Here is a 19,341-nt window from a genome sequence, read left to right on the forward strand (position 1 = left end):
CTATCCCCTTACGCCTTCACAGCTGGTTTAACGATCAGGTCGCTACCGGTTGCACCCGGGACCGCACCTTTAACCAGCAGCAGGTTGCGCTCAGCGTCAACACGTACTACGTCCAGGCTCTGAACGGTTACACGTTCGTTGCCCAGCTGACCTGCCATTTTCTTGCCTTTGAACACTTTGCCCGGAGTCTGGTTCTGACCGATAGAACCCGGAACGCGGTGAGACAAGGAGTTACCGTGAGTAGCGTCCTGGGTACGGAAGTTCCAGCGCTTAACGGTACCAGCAAAACCTTTACCTTTAGAGGTACCGGTTACGTCAACTTTTTTAACGTCAGCAAACAGCTCAACGCTAATGTCCTGACCTACGGTGAACTCTTCGCCTTCAGCAAGACGGAATTCCCACAGACCACGGCCAGCTTCAACGCCAGCTTTAGCGAAGTGACCCGCTTCTGGTTTGGTTACACGGTTAGCTTTTTTAGCACCAGTGGTAACCTGAATAGCGCGGTAGCCATCGTTAGCCAGATCTTTAACCTGAGTAACGCGGTTTGCTTCAACTTCGATTACGGTTACTGGGATAGAAACGCCATCTTCAGTGAAGATGCGGGTCATACCCACTTTTTTACCGACTAAACCAATCATTGTTTCAACCTCTCAATCGCTCGATGACCTGATTAACCCAGGCTGATCTGCACGTCTACACCGGCAGCCAGATCCAGACGCATCAGAGCATCAACGGTTTTCTCAGTTGGCTCAACGATGTCAACCAGACGCTTGTGAGTGCGGATTTCGTACTGATCACGCGCATCTTTGTTAACGTGCGGAGAGATCAGAACGGTAAAGCGCTCTTTGCGGGTCGGCAGCGGGATCGGACCACGGACTTGCGCACCAGTGCGCTTAGCAGTCTCGACGATTTCCGCGGTTGATTGATCGATCAGACGATGATCAAACGCTTTAAGGCGGATACGGATTCTTTGGTTCTGCATGAGACCAGAGCTCCAATTATTTTATAAACGAAAATGATTACTCCTCAAACCCATTACGATTGATGGGAGAGTGTAACCGTTCTTACGTAGCTCCCCAATTGGGAGCATTGTTGAGTAACAAAGTGAGCTACTCTGGTTCAGATTGAACCCGCCGTCAATTACGACAAGCCCGCGCATTATACGTAAATCAGAGAAAGACGCAAGTGCCGTTTAGAAATTAAGCGCCAAAGACGTACTATACGTAAGGCCGCGCAATTTTTTATGCAAAGTATCCCTTCTCAACTCTTTGTCTGAAGCCGCTACGCAATTGCTGTTTTTACACATTGCCGGGCATGCAGATTATTACGAGTATGCGCTCAAACCATTTTGAGGCTCTCGCTATGCTACTGTCCCTCCCCTTTCTGTTGATCTATTTTGCGTTATCGGCCTTGCTTGTTCGCACCGATATCCGCACGGGGCTTCTTCCCGATAAATTTCTTTGCCCGCTGCTATGGACGGGCCTGCTCTACCAGCTTTGTCTCCATCCTGATTTTTTGCCGAGCGCGGTAGTGGGTGCGATGACAGGATATGCCGGATTCGCCATTATCTATTGGGGATACCGGCTCATCTGCCGACGTGAAGGGATGGGATATGGCGACATAAAATATCTGGCGGCGCTGGGGGCATGGCATGGCTGGTGTGTACTACCAATACTGGCATTAGTGGCCGCGTTAATGGCTCTGCTGTATCTGGTTGCTTTCTCGTTGTTTACCCCTGATAAGCAGGCATTAAAAAACCCACTGCCTTTTGGGCCATTTCTGGCGGCAGCGGGTTTATGCGTTGGCTGGGAAAGCCTGATTAACTTTCCACTTTGATCTGAGACTGAAGGTAGTTCTGTAGGCCAATTTTGCTAATGAGATCCAGTTCGGTCTCAAGCCAGTCGATGTGCCCTTCTTCATCGGCCAGGATCTGGATCATCATATCGCGGCTGACGTAGTCATGTACGCTGTCCGCATAGGCAATGGCTTCACGCAGATCTTTTGCACCCTCCAGCTCCAGCCGGAGATCAGAACGCAGCATCTCTTCGACATCTTCTCCGATGCCCAGTTTTCCGAGATCCTGTAGGTTAGGAATGCCTTCGAGGAATAAAATACGCTCAATGTATTTATCGGCGTGTTTCATTTCATCAATGGACTCATGGTATTCAACATCGTTGAGGCGAGTCAGTCCCCAGTTTTTAAACATTCTTGCATGGAGAAAATACTGATTGATTGCGACAAGCTCATTTCCCAATAATTTATTGAGATAACTTATGATTTTAACATCACCTTTCATTATATAGTCCCTCCGCTTCCACTCATTGAAGCGTAGATCGGGCTACGGGGATGTCAAAAAAAAGATAGAGGCTTACGCGATCTCTTTGAATTCCGGGATCTGCATCAGTTCGTCCTGCATGATCTCACGCGCTGCGCGAACGCATTTACCGCATTGATTTCCCACCGGAACAAACTTGCGAAGCTGCTGGAAAGATTGTGGTTGAAACTGGCGAACGGCCTGACGAATTTTTTTGTCGCTTACACCATTACATAAACAAACGTACATAAAGACTCCCGTTCAAAATATGCGCAAAGTGTAAGTGAGAATGGTTATGATTACAATAGCGCGGGCGTCGGAATACGTGGCGGGAGAAAGCAAAAAATGCGAATTTTTATGACAATGCCCCAACGGCAGAAAACAAAAAAGGACGCCGGAGCGTCCTTTTTATTTCAGGGATAATTAATTAGCCCAGAACTTTAGCAACAACGCCCGCGCCAACGGTACGGCCGCCTTCACGGATTGCGAAACGCAGACCGTCGTCCATCGCGATTGGGTGGATCAGCGTCACAACCATCTTGATGTTGTCGCCTGGCATTACCATCTCTACGCCTTCTGGCAGTTCGATGGTACCGGTCACGTCAGTTGTACGGAAGTAGAACTGTGGACGGTAGCCTTTGAAGAACGGAGTATGACGGCCGCCTTCGTCTTTGGACAGAATGTACACTTCAGATTCGAACTTGGTGTGTGGCTTGATTGAGCCTGGCTTCGCCAGAACCTGACCACGTTCGATTTCTTCACGTTTGATACCACGCAGCAGAACACCAACGTTCTCACCAGCACGGCCTTCGTCCAGCAGTTTGCGGAACATTTCAACGCCAGTACAGGTAGACTTCGCAGTCTCTTTGATACCAACGATTTCAACTTCTTCACCAACTTTGATGATACCGCGCTCTACACGACCGGTAACAACGGTACCACGACCGGAGATGGAGAATACGTCTTCGATTGGCAGCAGGAATGGCTTGTCAATCGCACGCTCTGGTTCTGGGATGTAAGAATCCAGGTAGCCAGCCAGTTCGATGATTTTCTCTTCCCACTCTGCTTCGCCTTCCAGCGCTTTCAGCGCGGAACCACGAACGATTGGAGTGTCGTCGCCTGGGAAATCGTACTGAGACAGCAGTTCACGAACTTCCATCTCTACCAGTTCCAGCAGCTCTTCGTCATCAACCATGTCACATTTGTTCAGGAACACGATGATGAAAGGAACGCCTACCTGACGACCCAGCAGGATGTGCTCACGAGTCTGAGGCATAGGGCCGTCAGTCGCAGCAACAACCAGGATCGCGCCGTCCATCTGCGCAGCACCGGTGATCATGTTTTTAACATAGTCGGCGTGGCCTGGGCAGTCTACGTGTGCGTAGTGGCGAGTCGGGGTGTCATACTCAACGTGAGAGGTGTTGATGGTGATACCACGAGCTTTTTCTTCTGGTGCGTTATCGATCTGGTCGAAAGCACGAGCAGCACCGCCGTAGGTTTTAGCCAGTACGGTGGTGATTGCAGCAGTCAGGGTAGTTTTACCATGGTCAACGTGGCCGATAGTACCAACGTTGACGTGCGGTTTTGTACGTTCAAATTTTTCTTTAGACACGGCTATATTCCTTACTATAGTGCTCTCCCCTTCGGAGAGAGCACGGGACTTAGGTTTTAATCCTGTGGATTACTTACCACGGGCTTCGATAACGGCCTGAGCAACGTTGTTCGGCGCATCATCATACTTCAGGAATTCCATAGTGTATGATGCACGACCTTTGGTCAGAGAACGCAGCTGAGTCGCATATCCGAACATTTCAGACAGCGGAACTTCAGCGTGGATCTTAACGCCAGTTACTTCGGATTCCTGACCACGCAGCATACCGCGACGACGGCTCAAGTCACCGATAACGTCACCGGTGTTCTCTTCAGGAGTTTCTACTTCAACCTTCATGATCGGCTCAAGCAGAACTGGTTTTGCTTTCTTAAAGCCTTCTTTAAAGGCAATAGACGCAGCCAGTTTAAACGCCAGTTCAGAGGAGTCAACGTCGTGGTAAGAACCGAAGTGCAGACGAACACCCATGTCTACAACCGGGTAACCAGCCAGAGGACCAGCTTTCAGCTGCTCCTGGATGCCTTTATCAACGGCAGGGATGTATTCGCCAGGAATTACACCACCTTTGATGTCGTTGATGAACTCGTAACCTTTAGGGTTAGAGCCCGGCTCCAGTGGGTACATGTCGATCACAACGTGACCGTACTGACCGCGACCACCAGACTGCTTAGCGTGTTTACCTTCAACATCGGTAACTTTCGCGCGAATCGCTTCGCGGTAAGCAACCTGAGGTTTACCCACGTTCGCTTCAACGTTGAATTCACGCTTCATACGGTCAACGATGATGTCCAGGTGCAGTTCACCCATACCAGCGATGATGGTCTGGTTAGATTCTTCATCAGTCCATACGCGGAATGATGGGTCTTCTTTCGCCAGACGGCCCAGAGCCAGACCCATTTTTTCCTGGTCAGCTTTGGTTTTTGGTTCAACTGCGATGGAGATTACCGGCTCAGGGAATTCCATACGCTCCAGAATGATCGGGTGATCCGGGTCACACAGGGTGTCACCAGTGGTCACGTCTTTCAGACCGATAGCAGCAGCGATGTCGCCCGCACGAACTTCTTTGATCTCTTCACGTTTGTTAGCGTGCATCTGTACGATACGGCCAAAACGTTCACGCGCCGCTTTCACGGAGTTCAGGATGGTGTCACCGGAGTTAACCACACCAGAGTAAACGCGGAAGAAGGTCAGGTTACCCACGAATGGGTCGGTAGCAATTTTGAACGCCAGTGCAGAGAACGGCTCGTCATCACTTGCGTGACGCTCAGCCGGAGTATCTTTACCGTCGTCCAGGATGCCGTTGATCGCAGGAACGTCAACCGGGGATGGCAGGTAGTCAACTACCGCATCCAGCATCGCCTGAACACCTTTGTTCTTGAACGCAGAACCACAGGTTACCAGGATGATTTCGTTGTTCAGAACGCGCTGACGCAGAGCAGATTTGATCTCTTGCTCAGACAGTTCTTCACCACCCAGGTATTTCTCCATCAGCTCTTCAGAAGCTTCTGCTGCGGATTCGATCAGGTTCTGGTGCCATTCGTCAGCCAGGTCCTGCATCTCTGCCGGGATATCTTCGTATTCGAAGGTAACGCCCGCATCTGCTTCGTTCCAGTTGATGGCTTTCATTTTCACCAGGTCGATAACGCCGGTGAAACCTTCTTCAGCACCAATTGCCAGCTGAAGCGGAACAGGGTTCGCGCCCAGACGGGTTTTGATCTGGCCAACAACTTTCAGGAAGTTAGCACCCATACGGTCCATTTTGTTAACGAACGCGATGCGTGGAACTTTATATTTGTTTGCCTGACGCCATACGGTTTCAGACTGTGGCTGAACACCACCAACTGCGCAATAAACCATTACCGCGCCGTCAAGAACACGCATGGAACGTTCTACTTCGATGGTGAAGTCAACGTGCCCTGGGGTGTCGATGATGTTTACGCGATGCGGTTCGTACTGCTTAGCCATACCTGACCAGAATGCAGTAGTCGCTGCGGAGGTGATAGTAATACCACGCTCCTGCTCCTGTTCCATCCAGTCCATGGTGGCTGCGCCGTCATGAACTTCACCGATTTTATGGTTTACACCGGTGTAGAACAGAATACGTTCGGTAGTAGTGGTTTTACCGGCGTCGATGTGCGCACTGATACCGATGTTACGGTAGCGTGCGATGGGTGTTGTACGAGCCATTTGATTCCTCGTTTATATCTTTAGGCGTTCAGTTAAGTTACCCAGAGCGGGCGGCTTCTCTGAAGCGCCCGCCTGGTGACTACGACTCCGAAGGGATTACCAACGGTAGTGTGCGAACGCCTTGTTGGCTTCTGCCATACGGTGAACGTCTTCACGTTTCTTAACTGCGGTACCTTTGTTTTCCGCAGCATCAGAAAGTTCGTTCGCCAGACGCAGAGCCATGGATTTATCACCGCGTTTACGAGCAGCTTCAACGATCCAACGCATTGCCAGAGCATTACGACGAACCGGACGAACTTCAACTGGAACCTGATAAGTAGAACCACCAACGCGGCGAGACTTAACTTCTACAGTCGGGCGCACGTTGTCGAGAGCGACTTCGAAGGCTTCCAGTTCATTTTTACCAGAACGCTGAGCCAGGGTCTCCAGCGCGCTGTATACGATTGCTTCTGCGGTAGATTTTTTACCATCTACCATCAGGATATTTACAAATTTTGCCAGCAGTTCTGATCCGAATTTCGGATCTGGAAGAATTTTACGCTGACCAATGACGCGACGACGTGGCATGGGATTACTCCGTTGTTAATTCAGGATTGTCCAAAACTCTACGAGTTTAGTTTGACATTAAGATAAATCAGTTTGGCCTTACTTAACGGAGAACCATTAAGCCTTAGGACGCTTCACGCCGTACTTGGAGCGAGCCTGCTTACGGTCTTTAACACCTGAGCAGTCCAGCGCACCACGAACGGTGTGGTAACGAACACCCGGAAGGTCTTTAACACGACCGCCACGGATCAGGATCACGGAGTGCTCCTGAAGGTTGTGACCTTCACCACCGATGTAGGAAGTCACTTCGAAACCGTTAGTCAAACGCACACGGCATACTTTACGCAGTGCGGAGTTTGGTTTTTTAGGAGTGGTGGTATATACACGAGTACATACGCCACGTTTCTGCGGGCAGGCTTCCAGCGCAGGCACGTTGCTTTTTGCAACTTTGCGTGCACGTGGTTTGCGTACCAGCTGGTTAACTGTTGCCATTAAATAGCTCCTGGTTTTAGCTTTTGCTTCGTAAACACGTAATAAAACGACCTCATACAATATGAGGACGCGAAATTTTAGGGCTACGTCGAAAAGGTGTCAAGAAATATACAGCGATCTCAAATCACCAGTTCATTTGACTGGCGTGCGTCACAGTAAGATTGACGAAATCAGTATAGCCAACCACGTCAATTTTGGCTGAAATTTGACCAGAAAGACCCCGCGCATCCAGATCCTCTTTCAGCGCAGAGACTGTTATGGGGGCATTAGCGAGGATTTCAACAAAACGGCTGCCTTCAAGCGCCGCAAGCACGCCATCCTGAATCAGCAGCAGATCATCACCTTCGCGCAGCATGCTCAGTAACGTGTCGATATCGCATTGCCACGGTGAACGGCTCAGGGTATGGAGCATGACAGCCTCAGAAAGTCAGAACGGTATCGTAGTGAGAGAGTTGTTCGCGCAGCGCAGCAGATGTCAGGATCGTCACGTCCAGCACGAACGGTGTTTTCTCGTTTAACCCACGCGCGGCCAGCGAGTCGGCGCACACATAGAAGGTTTCAATGTCATAGAGCGGCAGAACTTTAAAGGTCGCAATGTAGTCGCGCGCAAGAATGGCCTGCGGTTGTTGGCCTGCCAGAAGCTGGAATACGCCATCGCCTAAAAAGAAGACGCCGATATCTTCGGTTAAAGCCGATGTCGCGAGCAATGCATCCAGCCCTTCCCGGCCTGAAGCGCTGCCATGCGGCGCAGAAGTAAAAACAAACGCTACGCGCTTCATCAAAATTGCACCACTCTGTCGCAGGTCAACGCCGCCTGTGCCAGGGCACCCAGTCCGCTGAGCGAAAAGCCCGGTTGCAGGTTAGCCCCCGCCAGACCAAGGCGTTCGGCTTCGGTCGCATCCGTCACGCCGCGACGCAGTGCCGCCGCGACGCAGATATGCAGGTCAACGTCCTGCGTTTCATTTAATTTTTGCCAGGCGCGCACGAGGTCAAACTCATCGCTCGCCGGAGACGTAAACTGGTTCGCGTTATATACGCCTTCGCGATAAAAGAAGACGCTTGCCAGTTCATGACCGGCATCAAGCAGCGCATGGGCAAACTGTAGCGCGCTGCTGGCCTGCTGGGTACCGTACGCCGGGCCCGTCACCATTAACGCAAAACGCATTACTTGTCTTGTCCCAGGAAGTCGCCGCTTTTGAACTGGCGAATATAGAGGTAAACCGTGTGTTTGGAGATATTCAGGCGATCGGCCACCTGGTTGATGGCATCTTTGATATCAAAAATCCCTTTCTCATAGAGGTTCAGGACGATCTGACGATTCTTGGCGTTGTTGGATACGTTGCGATCGGCATTCACCTCTTCAATGGTGAACTCCAGCGTCTGGGTCACGAGATCCTCAACCGAAGAAGCAAAGTTCACCGATGAGCCCACGTCCGGCGTTTCTGGCGGGATGAAGGTGCTCATGATTTGCGAGAATGGCACATCAAGGTTCATGTTGATGCACAGCAAACCGATTACCCGGTGTTCGCGATTTCGAATCGCGATCGTTTCTGATTTCATCAGCACGCCACTTTTGGCGCGAGTGAAATAGCATTTTGAGACGCTGCTGTCCGCGCCGGTCATGTCATGCAACATACGCAATGCAAGGTCGGTGATTGGCGAACCAATTTTACGGCCAGTGTGCTCACCATTCGCAATGCGGATAGCGGAACACTTAAGATCTTGCAGGGAATGCAATACGATTTCGCAGTGGGAACCAATGAGCATCGCTAACCCGTCCACTACCGCTTCGTAGGATTTCAGAATATCGAAGTCGGTCTGGTCAAATGGACGTTGATCCAGCAAATCAAGTTCACTGGTTTCGTTGGTTAAAAGCGACCTGGACATGAAAAAAACACTCCTTTTCAGGAGCCTGTCGTTAGGTTTTCAGGGCAGGCTCATTATCTACACGGACAACTAAATTAATACAGCGTGTATAACGCTTTCCAGTGTTAATTATATCTGCCCCACAATAAAAAAACCGCCGCCTGTAAAGGCGGCGGTTTTTTTCAGCATTACTTCTTAGCTGCTGCGGCTTTGTCGTCAGCCGGTGCGTCTGTTTTCGCATCCGCTTTCGGCGCCGGTTTGATGTCCAGCAGTTCTACATCAAATACCAGCGTGGAGTTAGCCGGGATACCCGGAACGCCGGTTTTGCCGTAAGCCAGATCCGGTGGGATGACCAGCTTGATTTTACCGCCTTTCTTGATGTTCTTCAGGCCTTCGGTCCAGCCCGGGATCACACCATCCAGACGGAAGGAGAGAGGCTCACCGCGGGTATAAGAGTTATCGAACTCTTTACCGTCGATCAGCGTACCTTTGTAGTTCACCACAACGGTGTCGCTGTCTTTAGGCGCGTCGCCGGTACCTTCTTTCTCAACTTTATAGATCAGGCCAGTAGAAGAGGTTTTAACGCCTTTCTCTTTCGCGAACTTGTCGCGGTAGGCTTTGCCTTTCGCTTCGTTATCTTTAGCGTCTGCTTCCATCTTGGTCTGAGCGGCGCCTTTCACGCGCGCTTCAAACGCTTGCAGAGTCTGCTCGATTTCCTGGTCAGACAGTTTGCTCTTGTCTGCGAACGCATCCTGAACCCCTGCGATCAGCTGGTTTTTGTCCAGTTTGATGCCCAGTTTCTCTTGTTCTTTCAGAGAGTTTTCCATGTAACGACCCAGAGACGCGCCAAGTGCGTAGGCGGATTTCTGGTCGTCATTTTTGAATGCCGCTTTGCTGTCTGTAGTCGCAGCAGGCTTCGCAGCAGTATCAGCAGCGAAAGACAGCGGCGCATTGAGCGCTACAGCCATAGTGGTCGCCAGCAGCGTAACTTTAAACAGTGATTTCATCCATATCTCCAGGACCTGAGGTCTCTCACCCCAGTGTTAAACGTAAATGAGTGACGTACTATAAAACGTTGCGGAAGAAATCTACAGACAGACTCCCCCGAATGTCGCTTCTTTTCAGACTATTTTTGTTTAAATAAGTTTCTTGTCAGGGAGATGGATACTGTACTTAAGGAAAAAGTCAGCTAAACTTCGCCGCCGCTGGTCCATTATGGCGAATGAGAGATAAACGAGGTGAATGATGAAGGATACAACGATCGAAGCGAGACTGGCTGAGCTGGAAAGCCGCCTGGCTTTTCAGGACATCACCATCGAAGAACTGAATCAGACCGTGACGGCCCATGAGCTTGAAATGGCAAAACTGCGCGATCACATGCGCCTGCTGACGGAAAAGCTGAAGGCCACGCAGCCGTCAAACATTGCCTCTCAGTCAGAAGAGACGCCACCACCTCATTATTGAGGCGTAAAAAAAGCGGGATTATCCCGCTTTTTTATTTTCCGGAGTACGGAATCAGTGGCAACCGCAGCCGCCGTTACCGCAACCACCTTTACCGTGGCCGTGGTCATGACCATGGTCGTGGCCGTGACCACCGCAGCAGCCGTCGTGGCCGTGATCGTGGTCATGGTCGTGACCGTGCGCACCGTGAACGTGGCCATGAGCCAGCTCTTCTTCGGTCGCTTCACGGATCGCAACAACTTCTACGTTGAACTTCAGGTTCTGACCCGCCAGCATGTGGTTGCCGTCAACCACAACGTGGTCGTCTTCCACTTCAGTGATTTCAACCGGCACCGGACCCTGGTCAGTTTCCGCCAGGAAGCGCATGCCAACCTGCAACTCGTCAACGCCCATGAATACGTCTTTAGGAACGCGCTGAACCAGGTTGTCATCATACTGACCGTAAGCGTCGTTCGCACCTACAGCAACGTCGAATTTGTCGCCAACTTCATGGCCTTCCAGCGCCGTTTCCAGGCCGGAAATCAGGGAACCGTGACCATGCAGGTAGTCCAGCGGCGCACTCACCGGAGACTCATCAACCAACACACCGTCTTCTGTACGTACCTGATAGGCCAGGCTGACCACCAGGTCTTTTGCTACTTTCATGATATCTCCTGAGCGTGGGAAAATTGCTGGCGCAGATTGTAGCGGAAATCTGCACCCGTGTACCCTTAAGCTTAAAAAAACTCAGAGCATATCGCTAGTCTGGATGAAAAATGCCGATCACTTGCTCTTCTTTGCGAACGTGATCGCGGGCTTCTTTATCGGCCTCACGCATCTGGTGACCGCACTTAACACATTCAACGATATCGATATTATTTTCACGCCACATGGCCAGCGTATCTTGCGCCTGGCAGGATGGGCATTTTGCGCCCGCGATAAAGCGTTTACGTACAGCCATCTTTCGTTACCCTTTATTCAAATTCATCCCAGCCGTCGAGCTGGCGTCGTTCCTGTTGCATCTCACGCTGGAAGATCTCCTCCAGTTCGCGACGCGCTTCCCGCACGCGGGAGATCTGCGCCGTGTCGCTGTGCACGGGCATCAGTTCACGCAGCATTCGCATATCCAGCCGGCGGAAATGCATCTGGGCGCGTTGCGCCTGGTGAGGATGCATACCCAGCGAAACCAGCGCCTTGCGTCCCAGCTCCAGCGCGCTGGAGAAGGTTTCGCGGGAGAAGTGTTTCACACCCGCCTGCAAAAGTTCGTGAGCCTCCACACGTCCACGCGCACGCGCCAGAATATGCAGATGCGGGAAATGCTGCTGGCACAGCTCCACCAGCTTCATCGTGTCTTCCGGATCGTTGCAGGTGATGACGATGGACTCCGCAGCCTCTGCCCCCGCCGAGCGCAACAGCTCAAGCTGCGTCGCATCGCCGTAGTACACCTTATAACCATATTTGCGCATCAGGTTGACGGCGCTGATATCGCGCTCCAGCACCGTAATGCGCATTTTATTCGCCATCAACAGGCGACCAATCACCTGTCCGAAGCGACCAAAGCCCACGACGATCACCTGCGGTTTATCATCTTCCACCCACGGCGCTTCGTCTTCATCGTCTGCGGGATTCAGGCGGCGCGACAGCAGTTTGTCCACCAGCTTCATCAGCAGCGGGGTGGTCATCATCGACAGCGTAACCGTCACCAGCAGCAGCGCCATCTGGTCATCTTTGAACAGCTTCTGAGACGACGCCGTGGAAAACAGCACAAACGCAAATTCTCCACCCTGGCTTAACACGCTGGAAAACTGCATTCTTTCCGAGCTGCGCAGCCCGTAAATCCTCGCGAGGAGATACAGCACCAGCGTTTTGACCGCCACCAGCACGGCGACACTCGCAATAACCCATAGCAGATGGGTATAGAGCACGCCAAGATTAAGCGCCATACCCACCGAGATAAAGAACAGCCCTAACAGCAGCCCCTTAAACGGATCGATGGCGGTCTCCAGTTCGTGGCGGTACTCGCTTTCCGCAAGCAGCACCCCGGCGATAAACGTCCCAAGCGCCATCGACAGCCCCAGCGCATCCATAAACAGCGCTGAGCCAAGCACCAGCAGCAGCGTTGCGGCGGTGAATACCTCGCGCACGCCGGATGCGGCAATAAACCGGAATACCGGACGCAGTAAAAACCGTCCGCCGATCAGCATCCCCGCGAAGGCCAGCACCTTCATGGAGATCTTCATCCAGTCGAAATGATCGTCTCCGGAGCCCGCCAGCAGCGGCACCAGCGCCAGCGCCGGGATCACCGCTAAATCCTGGAACAGCAGCACCGAAAAACCCAGCTGCCCCGCCTCGTTGCGGTTCATCCCTTTGTCGCGCATCAGCTGAAGCGCCATCGCCGTCGACGACATCGCAAGACCGATCCCGCCAATCACCGCGGCCTGCCAGGAAAACTGCGTCAACATCAGCAGTCCCGCGAGAATGGCCGCGCTGAGTAACACCTGCGCCGCCCCGACGCCAAAAATAGATTGCCGCAGTTGCCACAGCTTGGCGGGGTTCAGCTCCAGCCCGATGATAAACATCAGGAAGACCACGCCCAGCTCGGAGAAGTGGAGAATTTCATCCACATCGCTGATAAACCCAAGCCCCCAGGGGCCAATGGCGATCCCCGCCAGCAAATAGCCCAGCACCGCGCCAATGCCGAGACGCGCGGCAAGCGGGACCGCGACGACGGCGGCAAACAAAAACAGCACCCCGGCAAGGAGTAAATTCGAACCGTCCATTAGCGTCCTCCCGCCGGAATCGGTGACGCCAGCCATTCGCCATAGGCCCTGGCATGGCTCGCCAGTGCTTTCGGATCCTGCCGCCGTGCCCAGTAGATAATAATCGGGCTCATCCAGTGCATACGGCACATCGCCGCCGTCAGCTCAAACGGCCGCAGAATGTCGCTCATGGGGTAACGGTTCAGCCCGTCGTGACGGTAAGCGCTTTCCGGCTCACCGGTGGTAATGACACTCCGCCAGTACTTTCCCGCAAGCTGGTTGCCCCCCACCCCGCTGGAGAAGCCCCGGCTCAGCACGCGGTCCAGCCACTCTTTGAGCAGCGCCGGACAGCTGTAGGTATAAAGCGGATGCTGGAACACAATCACGTCGTGCTGACGCAGCAGTTCCTGCTCGTAAGGAATATCGATAAAAAAATCAGGATAGTGCGCGTAGAGATCGTGCACCGTTACGTTACTGAGCTGTGTGGCCGGCTTAAGCAGCACCCGGTTCGCCACCGAGTCCTGTGATTCCGGATGGGCATACAGCAGCAGCACTTTCGCTGTCTGAGACATCACTCCCCTCCCGGTTCTGTTTTTGTGTATTGTTGTCGTTTTGGGCTACCATGGCGGCCCGGTGGGGAAAATGGCCCACACCTTACATTATCATAATGACAAATTAACATAGTCGGAACATACGGCGCTTCTATGATTGTTTTCTCCTCGTTACAAATTCGTCGCGGCGTGCGCGTCCTGCTGGATAACGCGACTGCTACCATCAACCCGGGCCAGAAAGTGGGGCTGGTCGGCAAAAACGGCTGCGGTAAATCCACCCTGCTGGCGCTGCTGAAAAACGAGATAAGCGCGGATGGCGGTAACTTTACCTTCCCGGGCAACTGGCAGCTCGCCTGGGTGAACCAGGAGACGCCCGCGCTGAGCGAACCCGCGCTCGACTATGTTATCGACGGCGATCGTGAATACCGCAAGCTCGAAGCGGAGCTCAACGCCGCCAACGAACGTAACGACGGCCACGCCATCGCCACCGTCCACGGCAAGCTGGACGCCATCGATGCCTGGACCATTCGCTCCCGTGCCTCCAGCCTGCTGCACGGTCTGGGCTTCAGCAACGAACAGCTTGAACGCCCGGTGAGCGATTTCTCCGGCGGCTGGCGTATGCGCCTTAACCTGGCGCAGGCGCTGATCTGCCGCTCCGACCTTTTGCTGCTCGATGAACCAACCAACCACCTCGATCTTGATGCGGTTATTTGGCTGGAAAAGTGGCTCAAGAGCTATCAGGGCACTCTGATTCTGATCTCCCACGATCGCGACTTCCTCGATCCGGTGGTGGATAAAATCATTCATATCGAACAGCAAAGCATGTTCGAATACACCGGCAACTACAGCTCTTTCGAGCGCCAGCGCGCGACGCGCCTAGCCCAGCAGCAGGCAATGTATGAAAGCCAGCAGCAGCGCGTGGCGCACCTGCAAAGCTTTGTGGATCGCTTCAAGGCCAAGGCGTCAAAAGCCAAGCAGGCGCAGAGCCGCATCAAGATGCTGGAACGCATGGAGATGATCGCCCCGGCGCACGTGGATAACCCGTTCCACTTCAGCTTCCGCGAGCCTGAAAGCCTGCCTAACCCGCTGCTGAAGATGGAGAAGGTCAGCGCGGGCTATGCCGAGCGCATTATTCTCGATTCCATCAAGCTCAACCTGGTGCCGGGTTCACGCATTGGTCTGCTGGGGCGCAACGGTGCCGGTAAATCGACGCTGATCAAACTGCTGGCGGGCGAGCTTAACCCGGTCAGCGGCGAAATCGGGCTGGCGAAGGGCATCAAGCTAGGCTACTTCGCCCAGCATCAGCTGGAATTTTTACGCGCGGATGAATCGCCGATCCAGCACCTGGCGCGCCTGGCGCCGCAGGAGATGGAGCAGAAACTGCGCGACTACCTCGGCGGCTTTGGCTTCCAGGGCGATAAGGTGACTGAAAACACCGAGCGCTTCTCCGGCGGCGAAAAGGCCCGTCTGGTGCTGGCGCTGATCGTCTGGCAGCGTCCAAACCTGCTGCTGCTTGATGAACCGACCAACCACCTCGATCTCGACATGCGTCAGGCGCTGACCGAAGCGCTGATCGAGTTCGAAGGGGCGCTGGTTGTCGTATCGCACGACCGCCACCTGATCCGCTCCACCACCGACGATCTCTATCTGGTGCACGGCGGCAAAGTGGAGCCGTTCGACGGCGATCTGGAAGATTACCAGCAGTGGCTGACGGACGTGCAGAAGCAGGAAAACCAGCCGGAAGAGTCAGCGAAAGACAACGCCAACAGCGCCCAGGCGCGTAAAGACCAGAAGCGCCGTGAAGCGGAACTGCGCACCCAGACGCAGCCGCTGCGTAAAGAGATAGCCCGTCTCGAAAAAGAGATGGAAAAGCTCAACGCCACGCTTGCTGCCGTCGAAGAGAAGCTGGGCGACAGCGAACTGTACGATCAGAGCCGCAAAGCGGAGCTGACGGACTGTCTGCAAACTCAGGCGAAAGCCAAATCCAGCCTCGAAGAGTGCGAAATGGCATGGCTGGACGCGCAGGAACAGCTGGAAGCGATGCTGCAAGCCGACTAACACGCCGGGAGGGTTATGGGCTTCGATACCACGAGCGAGATTACATTCCGTAAGCTCAGCATCTTCATGACGTTCATGGAGAAGGGCAATATCGCACGTACCGCCGAAACGCTCGGCCTGAGCGGTGTCAGCGTGCACCGCGCGCTGCATACCCTCGAAGAGAACGTCCGCTGCCCGCTCTTTGCTCACAAAGGGCGTAACCTGATTGCCCTCCCCTCCGCGTGGACGCTGCTGGAGTATTGTCAGGAGGTGATGCAGGTGATGGAGCGCGGGCTGGAAGAGTCGCGCAAGATCGCCGGTATCGGCCAGGGACGGTTGCGCGTCGGCACGCTCTACTCGCTGACGCTGGAAACTGTGCCGCGCCTGATAATGGGCATGAAGCTGCGCCGTCCGGATCTGGAGATGGATCTGACGATGGGCTCGAACGAAACCCTGCTCCATATGCTGGATGAGGGGTCGCTGGATGCGATTTTAATCTCTATTTCCGAAAGCGATATCGACCGTAACAGCCTCGAAGTGCTTCCTCTGTTCCATGACGATATTTTCCTTGCCGCACCGGCCTCTGCCACGCTGAATACCAGCGGCCCCGCCGATCTGCGTGATTATAAAGATCAGAAGTTTGTCGCCCTCGCGGAAGGGTTCGCCACTTACGCCGGGTTTCAGGAAGCGTTTCATATCGCCGGTTTCGAGCCGGAGATTGTGACGCGCGTGAACGATATCTTCTCGATGCTGAGTCTGGTGCAGGCGGGGGTCGGGTTTACGCTGATGCCGGGCAGGATGAAGAAAGTGTATGAAAATTCGGTACAGCTACTGAAGCTGGCGCAGCCGTACCAGATGCAGCAGCTGATTGCGATCGTCTTTGCCCGCAACCGCGAGCAGGATCCGAGCCTGCGGGCATTGGCCGCGGAAGGGCGGATGTATGCGAGAAGTTTGCAGGATAGTGCCTGATGTTATTGCCCGGTGGCGGCTGCGCCTTACCGGGCCTACTCCCGAATTGTAGGCCCGGTAAGCGTAGCGCCACCGGGCTAAAAACTCATGCACGAAGCCGACCCGCCAGATGCACCGCCACGTCCACCCCGCTGCGCTCCAGCGAAATGGATTCACCTTCCCACGCCGCCTGCCGCGTCAGACAGGTCAGGATGCCCCCTGGCGGCATCTCAATCGCCAGCCGCGCTTCACGCTCGTTAGCGGAAATCACCGCCTCCTGCCAGCGCACGGTTCGCGCCATATTCATCGCCAGATCGTCGGCAATTTTCTCCGGCTGCCAGAGCACGCGTCCGGTACTGCCGCTCAGGTACGCACAGCGCGGACGTGAAAGCGTGACCGAATTAAATGCTGCCACCAGCTTCTGCGCCGGTTCCGCCAGCAGTTCACAGTGCGACGGTACGCTCACCGCCAGCCGCTTAGCCTTGCTCGCGCCTTTTGCCAGGGCGCGCTCCGCCACCTGCGCCATGCCGTCATCGGTTCCGGCAATCACGATCTGCGTTTCGGCGTTCAGATTAGCAATATAGGTTCCTGTCCCCTGAATCAGGTTTTCCACCTGCGGCAGGGTCAACCCCATAATCGCCGTCAGGCCGTAGCCGTGAGGATACGCCTGCTCCATCAGATCGCCGCGCAACGCCACCAGCTTCAGCGCGTCCGTAAAGTCCAGCGCACCGGCGATAACCGCCGCAGGATAAGCGCCAATGGACAGCCCGCTGACGATATCCGGCGACACGCCGCGACGTTCCAGCTCGCGCGCCCACGCCACGCCGGCAATCAACAGCGAAAGCTGAACCGCACGGGTGTGGGTTAACGAGCATGCGCTGTCCAGGGTATCGACTTCCGCCCCCAGCACAGCACGGGCCTGCTCCAGCTCCGTTCCCGGCAGGTTTTGCAGCATACCTTCATGCTGTGTGCCCTGCCCCGGAAAGGTAAACAGTATTTTCATTACTCCTCCCTGTGCCATGGATCCGCCACCAGGCGCGGTCCACATTGCGTTTTTAGCAGCGTTTTGCCGTCGCGTAACCATTCCGCCAGCGCGAATCCGCCCTCGGGCGTGTCCACCTGCGTATCCGCCCGGCACAACGCACGGCTGAGCTGAGCCTGCCAGCCAGTAAACGCCTCAGGGGAAACGGCACGCGGGGCGCGGATGAGCAGATCGAGATCGCTGTCGGCGTGGATCACCGGAATGCCGGTCGCCAGCGCGTAACCCGTACTGCCGGTTATCCCCCACGTCCACGGCCACGACTGCTGCGCAAGCTGAAGCGCCACCTGAACCGGCGGCTGAGTGATAAACGGCGAACGCAGCAGGTCGGCGGCAACGCTCAAATCTTCGGGCGACACCACGCGCAACACGTTCTCAGGCTTCACCCATCCGGCCGCCCGCTGGTCGCGGCGCAATCCGCGCACGCCAACGGGAATACGGCCTTCATTATCAACATCACGCCGCACCACTACCGGTAGTCCGGCATGCCAGGCCGCGTCCACCCAGGATTCGGTAATCCCTTCCAGGGCGTCGCGCGCGGTAAGCCAGATGAGGTCGTGTGGGCGTAATGTTGTGGTCATGATTACATTCCTGAAGTCAGCGAGATAAACAGCGGCAGCGACAGGATACACAGTACGGAGCTCAACAGCAGCACGGCTTCAGCATCCGGCGACTGCACGCCAAAGCGGTTACCGAACACCACGCCAAAGAAGCCCGCGGACAGCGCAATCATCAGGATGGCGGTGATCGCCACGGAGCCGTGCAGACCGAAGATTAAAACGATACCCCAGGCGATCGCTGGCTGGATCAGCAGCTTGGCGATAGTGGAAGTGATCACCATGGTGTTGATCTGAAGTTTACGCGCGGAGAGGATCACCCCGGTCAGGAACAGCGCCGCAGCGGTCGCAGACAGTCCCAGCGGTTTAATCGCCGCCAGTACCAGCTCCGGCATTTTGATGCCGATAGCGGACAGGATCACACCCAGCAGCGGGCCCATCACGATCGGTTTTTTAATGGAACGCCACATCAGCACCGGCAGCATGGAAAGCGTTGAACCCGAGTTATTGCCTTCGGCGCGGGCTTTCTCACGCTCCAGAATCAGCAGGCAGAACGGGGTCATCAACACTGAACCACAGGCGATGGAGACCGCCACGGACAGTGAGGTTGAAGGGCCTTCGCCCAGCACGCTGCCCAGAATCGGCAGGCCAAGCGCCGCGTAGTTTGGCAGGGCGACGGTAAGCGTCAGCACGGCCGCATCCTGCGGGGATTTTTTAAACACTTTCGTCGCGAGGAAGTAGATGACCGCATAGGTGATCCACATCGCCAGGGTGAGCACCAGGATCAGCGGCGACTGCGCCACGATGCCGGTCCACGGGGTTTGCACGGTGGCGCTGAACAGCGCAGCCGGGAGTGCAAAATCCATCACGAAGATATTCAGCAGGGAAACATTTTTGTTATCGACCATCTTTGCCTTACCGGCCCAGAATCCCAGCAGCATGATGACGAAAATCGGTGCAAGAGCATGAACAATTACGTAAGTCATAAATCACCTG

At 54.5% G+C, this 19,341-nt stretch carries 24 protein-coding genes; 4 read left to right on the forward strand and 20 right to left on the reverse strand.

What is annotated here, in order from left to right:
• Nucleotides 1-8 precede the first annotated feature (8 nt).
• The gene (gene rplC / locus FZF21_RS19990; protein ID WP_003863274.1) at nucleotides 9-638 is read right to left on the reverse strand and encodes a 50S ribosomal protein L3; all 630 of its coding nucleotides are present in this window, start codon (nucleotides 636-638) and stop codon (nucleotides 9-11) included.
• 32 nt (nucleotides 639-670) lie between these two features.
• Nucleotides 671-982: a 30S ribosomal protein S10 gene (gene rpsJ / locus FZF21_RS19995; RefSeq protein WP_001181005.1), complete on the reverse strand. Its 312-nt coding sequence runs from the start codon at nucleotides 980-982 to the stop codon at nucleotides 671-673.
• A gap of 380 nt (nucleotides 983-1,362) precedes the next feature.
• Between rpsJ and FZF21_RS20000 the strand changes: the two genes are divergently transcribed.
• Entirely contained in the window at nucleotides 1,363-1,836 is a 474-nt protein-coding gene (locus tag FZF21_RS20000; RefSeq protein WP_017383731.1) for an A24 family peptidase, read from the forward strand.
• Here FZF21_RS20000 and bfr read toward each other — a convergent pair.
• From bfr to fkpA, 11 genes are all read right to left on the reverse strand, one after another.
• Nucleotides 1,820-2,296: a bacterioferritin gene (bfr, locus tag FZF21_RS20005; protein WP_003863270.1), complete on the reverse strand. Its 477-nt coding sequence runs from the start codon at nucleotides 2,294-2,296 to the stop codon at nucleotides 1,820-1,822. The two genes, FZF21_RS20000 and bfr, sit on opposite strands and share 17 nt — an antisense overlap.
• A gap of 72 nt (nucleotides 2,297-2,368) precedes the next feature.
• The gene (gene bfd, locus FZF21_RS20010; RefSeq protein WP_003863268.1) at nucleotides 2,369-2,563 is read right to left on the reverse strand and encodes a bacterioferritin-associated ferredoxin; all 195 of its coding nucleotides are present in this window, start codon (nucleotides 2,561-2,563) and stop codon (nucleotides 2,369-2,371) included.
• A gap of 178 nt (nucleotides 2,564-2,741) precedes the next feature.
• Nucleotides 2,742-3,926, reverse strand: a complete 1,185-nt coding sequence (gene tuf / locus FZF21_RS20015) for an elongation factor Tu (RefSeq protein ID WP_017693880.1) — start codon at nucleotides 3,924-3,926, stop codon at nucleotides 2,742-2,744.
• Nucleotides 3,927-3,995: 69 nt separating this feature from the next.
• A complete protein-coding gene (gene fusA, locus FZF21_RS20020; protein WP_006812195.1) occupies nucleotides 3,996-6,110 on the reverse strand; it encodes an elongation factor G in 2,115 nt (704 codons plus the stop codon).
• Nucleotides 6,111-6,206: 96 nt separating this feature from the next.
• Nucleotides 6,207-6,677: a 30S ribosomal protein S7 gene (rpsG, locus tag FZF21_RS20025; RefSeq protein ID WP_003861706.1), complete on the reverse strand. Its 471-nt coding sequence runs from the start codon at nucleotides 6,675-6,677 to the stop codon at nucleotides 6,207-6,209.
• Between the two features lie 96 nt (nucleotides 6,678-6,773).
• Nucleotides 6,774-7,148, reverse strand: coding sequence for a 30S ribosomal protein S12 (gene rpsL, locus FZF21_RS20030; RefSeq protein ID WP_000246815.1), 375 nt, complete (start codon nucleotides 7,146-7,148; stop codon nucleotides 6,774-6,776).
• Nucleotides 7,149-7,272: 124 nt separating this feature from the next.
• The gene (tusB, locus tag FZF21_RS20035) at nucleotides 7,273-7,560 is read right to left on the reverse strand and encodes a sulfurtransferase complex subunit TusB (protein WP_015571409.1); all 288 of its coding nucleotides are present in this window, start codon (nucleotides 7,558-7,560) and stop codon (nucleotides 7,273-7,275) included.
• 7 nt (nucleotides 7,561-7,567) lie between these two features.
• Nucleotides 7,568-7,927: a sulfurtransferase complex subunit TusC gene (tusC, locus tag FZF21_RS20040; RefSeq protein WP_003861700.1), complete on the reverse strand. Its 360-nt coding sequence runs from the start codon at nucleotides 7,925-7,927 to the stop codon at nucleotides 7,568-7,570.
• Nucleotides 7,927-8,313 carry a sulfurtransferase complex subunit TusD gene (gene tusD, locus FZF21_RS20045; RefSeq protein WP_047736931.1) on the reverse strand — a complete coding sequence of 129 codons (387 nt, stop codon included), beginning with the start codon at nucleotides 8,311-8,313 and terminating at the stop codon, nucleotides 7,927-7,929. The genes tusC and tusD overlap by 1 nt, the downstream gene beginning before the upstream one ends.
• Nucleotides 8,313-9,035, reverse strand: a complete 723-nt coding sequence (locus FZF21_RS20050; protein ID WP_003861697.1) for a transcriptional regulator — start codon at nucleotides 9,033-9,035, stop codon at nucleotides 8,313-8,315. Before FZF21_RS20050 ends, tusD begins: the two co-directional genes overlap by 1 nt.
• Before the next feature lie 167 nt (nucleotides 9,036-9,202).
• Nucleotides 9,203-10,021, reverse strand: a complete 819-nt coding sequence (fkpA, locus tag FZF21_RS20055) for an FKBP-type peptidyl-prolyl cis-trans isomerase (RefSeq protein WP_003861695.1) — start codon at nucleotides 10,019-10,021, stop codon at nucleotides 9,203-9,205.
• Between the two features lie 238 nt (nucleotides 10,022-10,259).
• Between fkpA and FZF21_RS20060 the strand changes: the two genes are divergently transcribed.
• Complete coding sequence (locus FZF21_RS20060) at nucleotides 10,260-10,478, forward strand: protein SlyX (protein ID WP_003861693.1); 219 nt, start codon at nucleotides 10,260-10,262, stop codon at nucleotides 10,476-10,478.
• A 51-nt stretch (nucleotides 10,479-10,529) separates the two neighbouring features.
• On the opposite strand, the gene slyD is transcribed toward FZF21_RS20060, so the two are convergent.
• The 4 genes from slyD to kefG all read right to left on the reverse strand — a co-directional run bounded on the left by slyD (nucleotide 10,530) and on the right by kefG (nucleotide 13,785).
• Entirely contained in the window at nucleotides 10,530-11,120 is a 591-nt protein-coding gene (slyD, locus tag FZF21_RS20065; protein ID WP_003861691.1) for a peptidylprolyl isomerase, read from the reverse strand.
• A gap of 94 nt (nucleotides 11,121-11,214) precedes the next feature.
• Nucleotides 11,215-11,415, reverse strand: a complete 201-nt coding sequence (locus FZF21_RS20070) for a YheV family putative zinc ribbon protein (RefSeq protein ID WP_003861689.1) — start codon at nucleotides 11,413-11,415, stop codon at nucleotides 11,215-11,217.
• A gap of 13 nt (nucleotides 11,416-11,428) precedes the next feature.
• On the reverse strand, nucleotides 11,429-13,234 hold the full coding sequence (gene kefB / locus FZF21_RS20075; RefSeq protein WP_032103994.1) for a glutathione-regulated potassium-efflux system protein KefB: 1,806 nt from the start codon (nucleotides 13,232-13,234) through the stop codon (nucleotides 11,429-11,431).
• Nucleotides 13,234-13,785 (reverse strand): glutathione-regulated potassium-efflux system ancillary protein KefG, encoded by a 552-nt coding sequence (gene kefG / locus FZF21_RS20080; protein WP_003861686.1) that lies wholly within the window; start codon nucleotides 13,783-13,785, stop codon nucleotides 13,234-13,236. Before kefG ends, kefB begins: the two co-directional genes overlap by 1 nt.
• 132 nt (nucleotides 13,786-13,917) lie before the next feature.
• Here kefG and FZF21_RS20085 point away from each other — a divergent pair, with 132 nt between their 5' ends.
• Both FZF21_RS20085 and FZF21_RS20090 read left to right on the forward strand, forming a co-directional pair.
• Nucleotides 13,918-15,822: an ABC transporter ATP-binding protein gene (locus FZF21_RS20085; RefSeq protein ID WP_023295522.1), complete on the forward strand. Its 1,905-nt coding sequence runs from the start codon at nucleotides 13,918-13,920 to the stop codon at nucleotides 15,820-15,822.
• A 15-nt stretch (nucleotides 15,823-15,837) separates the two neighbouring features.
• A complete protein-coding gene (locus tag FZF21_RS20090; protein WP_017384171.1) occupies nucleotides 15,838-16,770 on the forward strand; it encodes a LysR substrate-binding domain-containing protein in 933 nt (310 codons plus the stop codon).
• Between the two features lie 85 nt (nucleotides 16,771-16,855).
• Here FZF21_RS20090 and mdcH read toward each other — a convergent pair whose 3' ends face one another.
• The 3 genes from mdcH to FZF21_RS20105 are packed head-to-tail and all read right to left on the reverse strand — an operon-like array spanning nucleotide 16,856 to nucleotide 19,331.
• Nucleotides 16,856-17,752 carry a malonate decarboxylase subunit epsilon gene (gene mdcH, locus FZF21_RS20095; RefSeq protein ID WP_032649703.1) on the reverse strand — a complete coding sequence of 299 codons (897 nt, stop codon included), beginning with the start codon at nucleotides 17,750-17,752 and terminating at the stop codon, nucleotides 16,856-16,858.
• A complete protein-coding gene (locus FZF21_RS20100) occupies nucleotides 17,752-18,369 on the reverse strand; it encodes a malonate decarboxylase holo-ACP synthase (RefSeq protein WP_017693876.1) in 618 nt (205 codons plus the stop codon). The genes mdcH and FZF21_RS20100 overlap by 1 nt, the downstream gene beginning before the upstream one ends.
• A gap of 2 nt (nucleotides 18,370-18,371) precedes the next feature.
• Nucleotides 18,372-19,331, reverse strand: coding sequence for an AEC family transporter (locus tag FZF21_RS20105; RefSeq protein ID WP_000222846.1), 960 nt, complete (start codon nucleotides 19,329-19,331; stop codon nucleotides 18,372-18,374).
• Between the last annotated feature and the right edge of the window lie 10 nt (nucleotides 19,332-19,341).

This window comes from Enterobacter sp. LU1 (assembly GCF_008271405.2).
Taxonomy (GTDB): Bacteria; Pseudomonadota; Gammaproteobacteria; order Enterobacterales; family Enterobacteriaceae; genus Enterobacter; species Enterobacter hormaechei_C.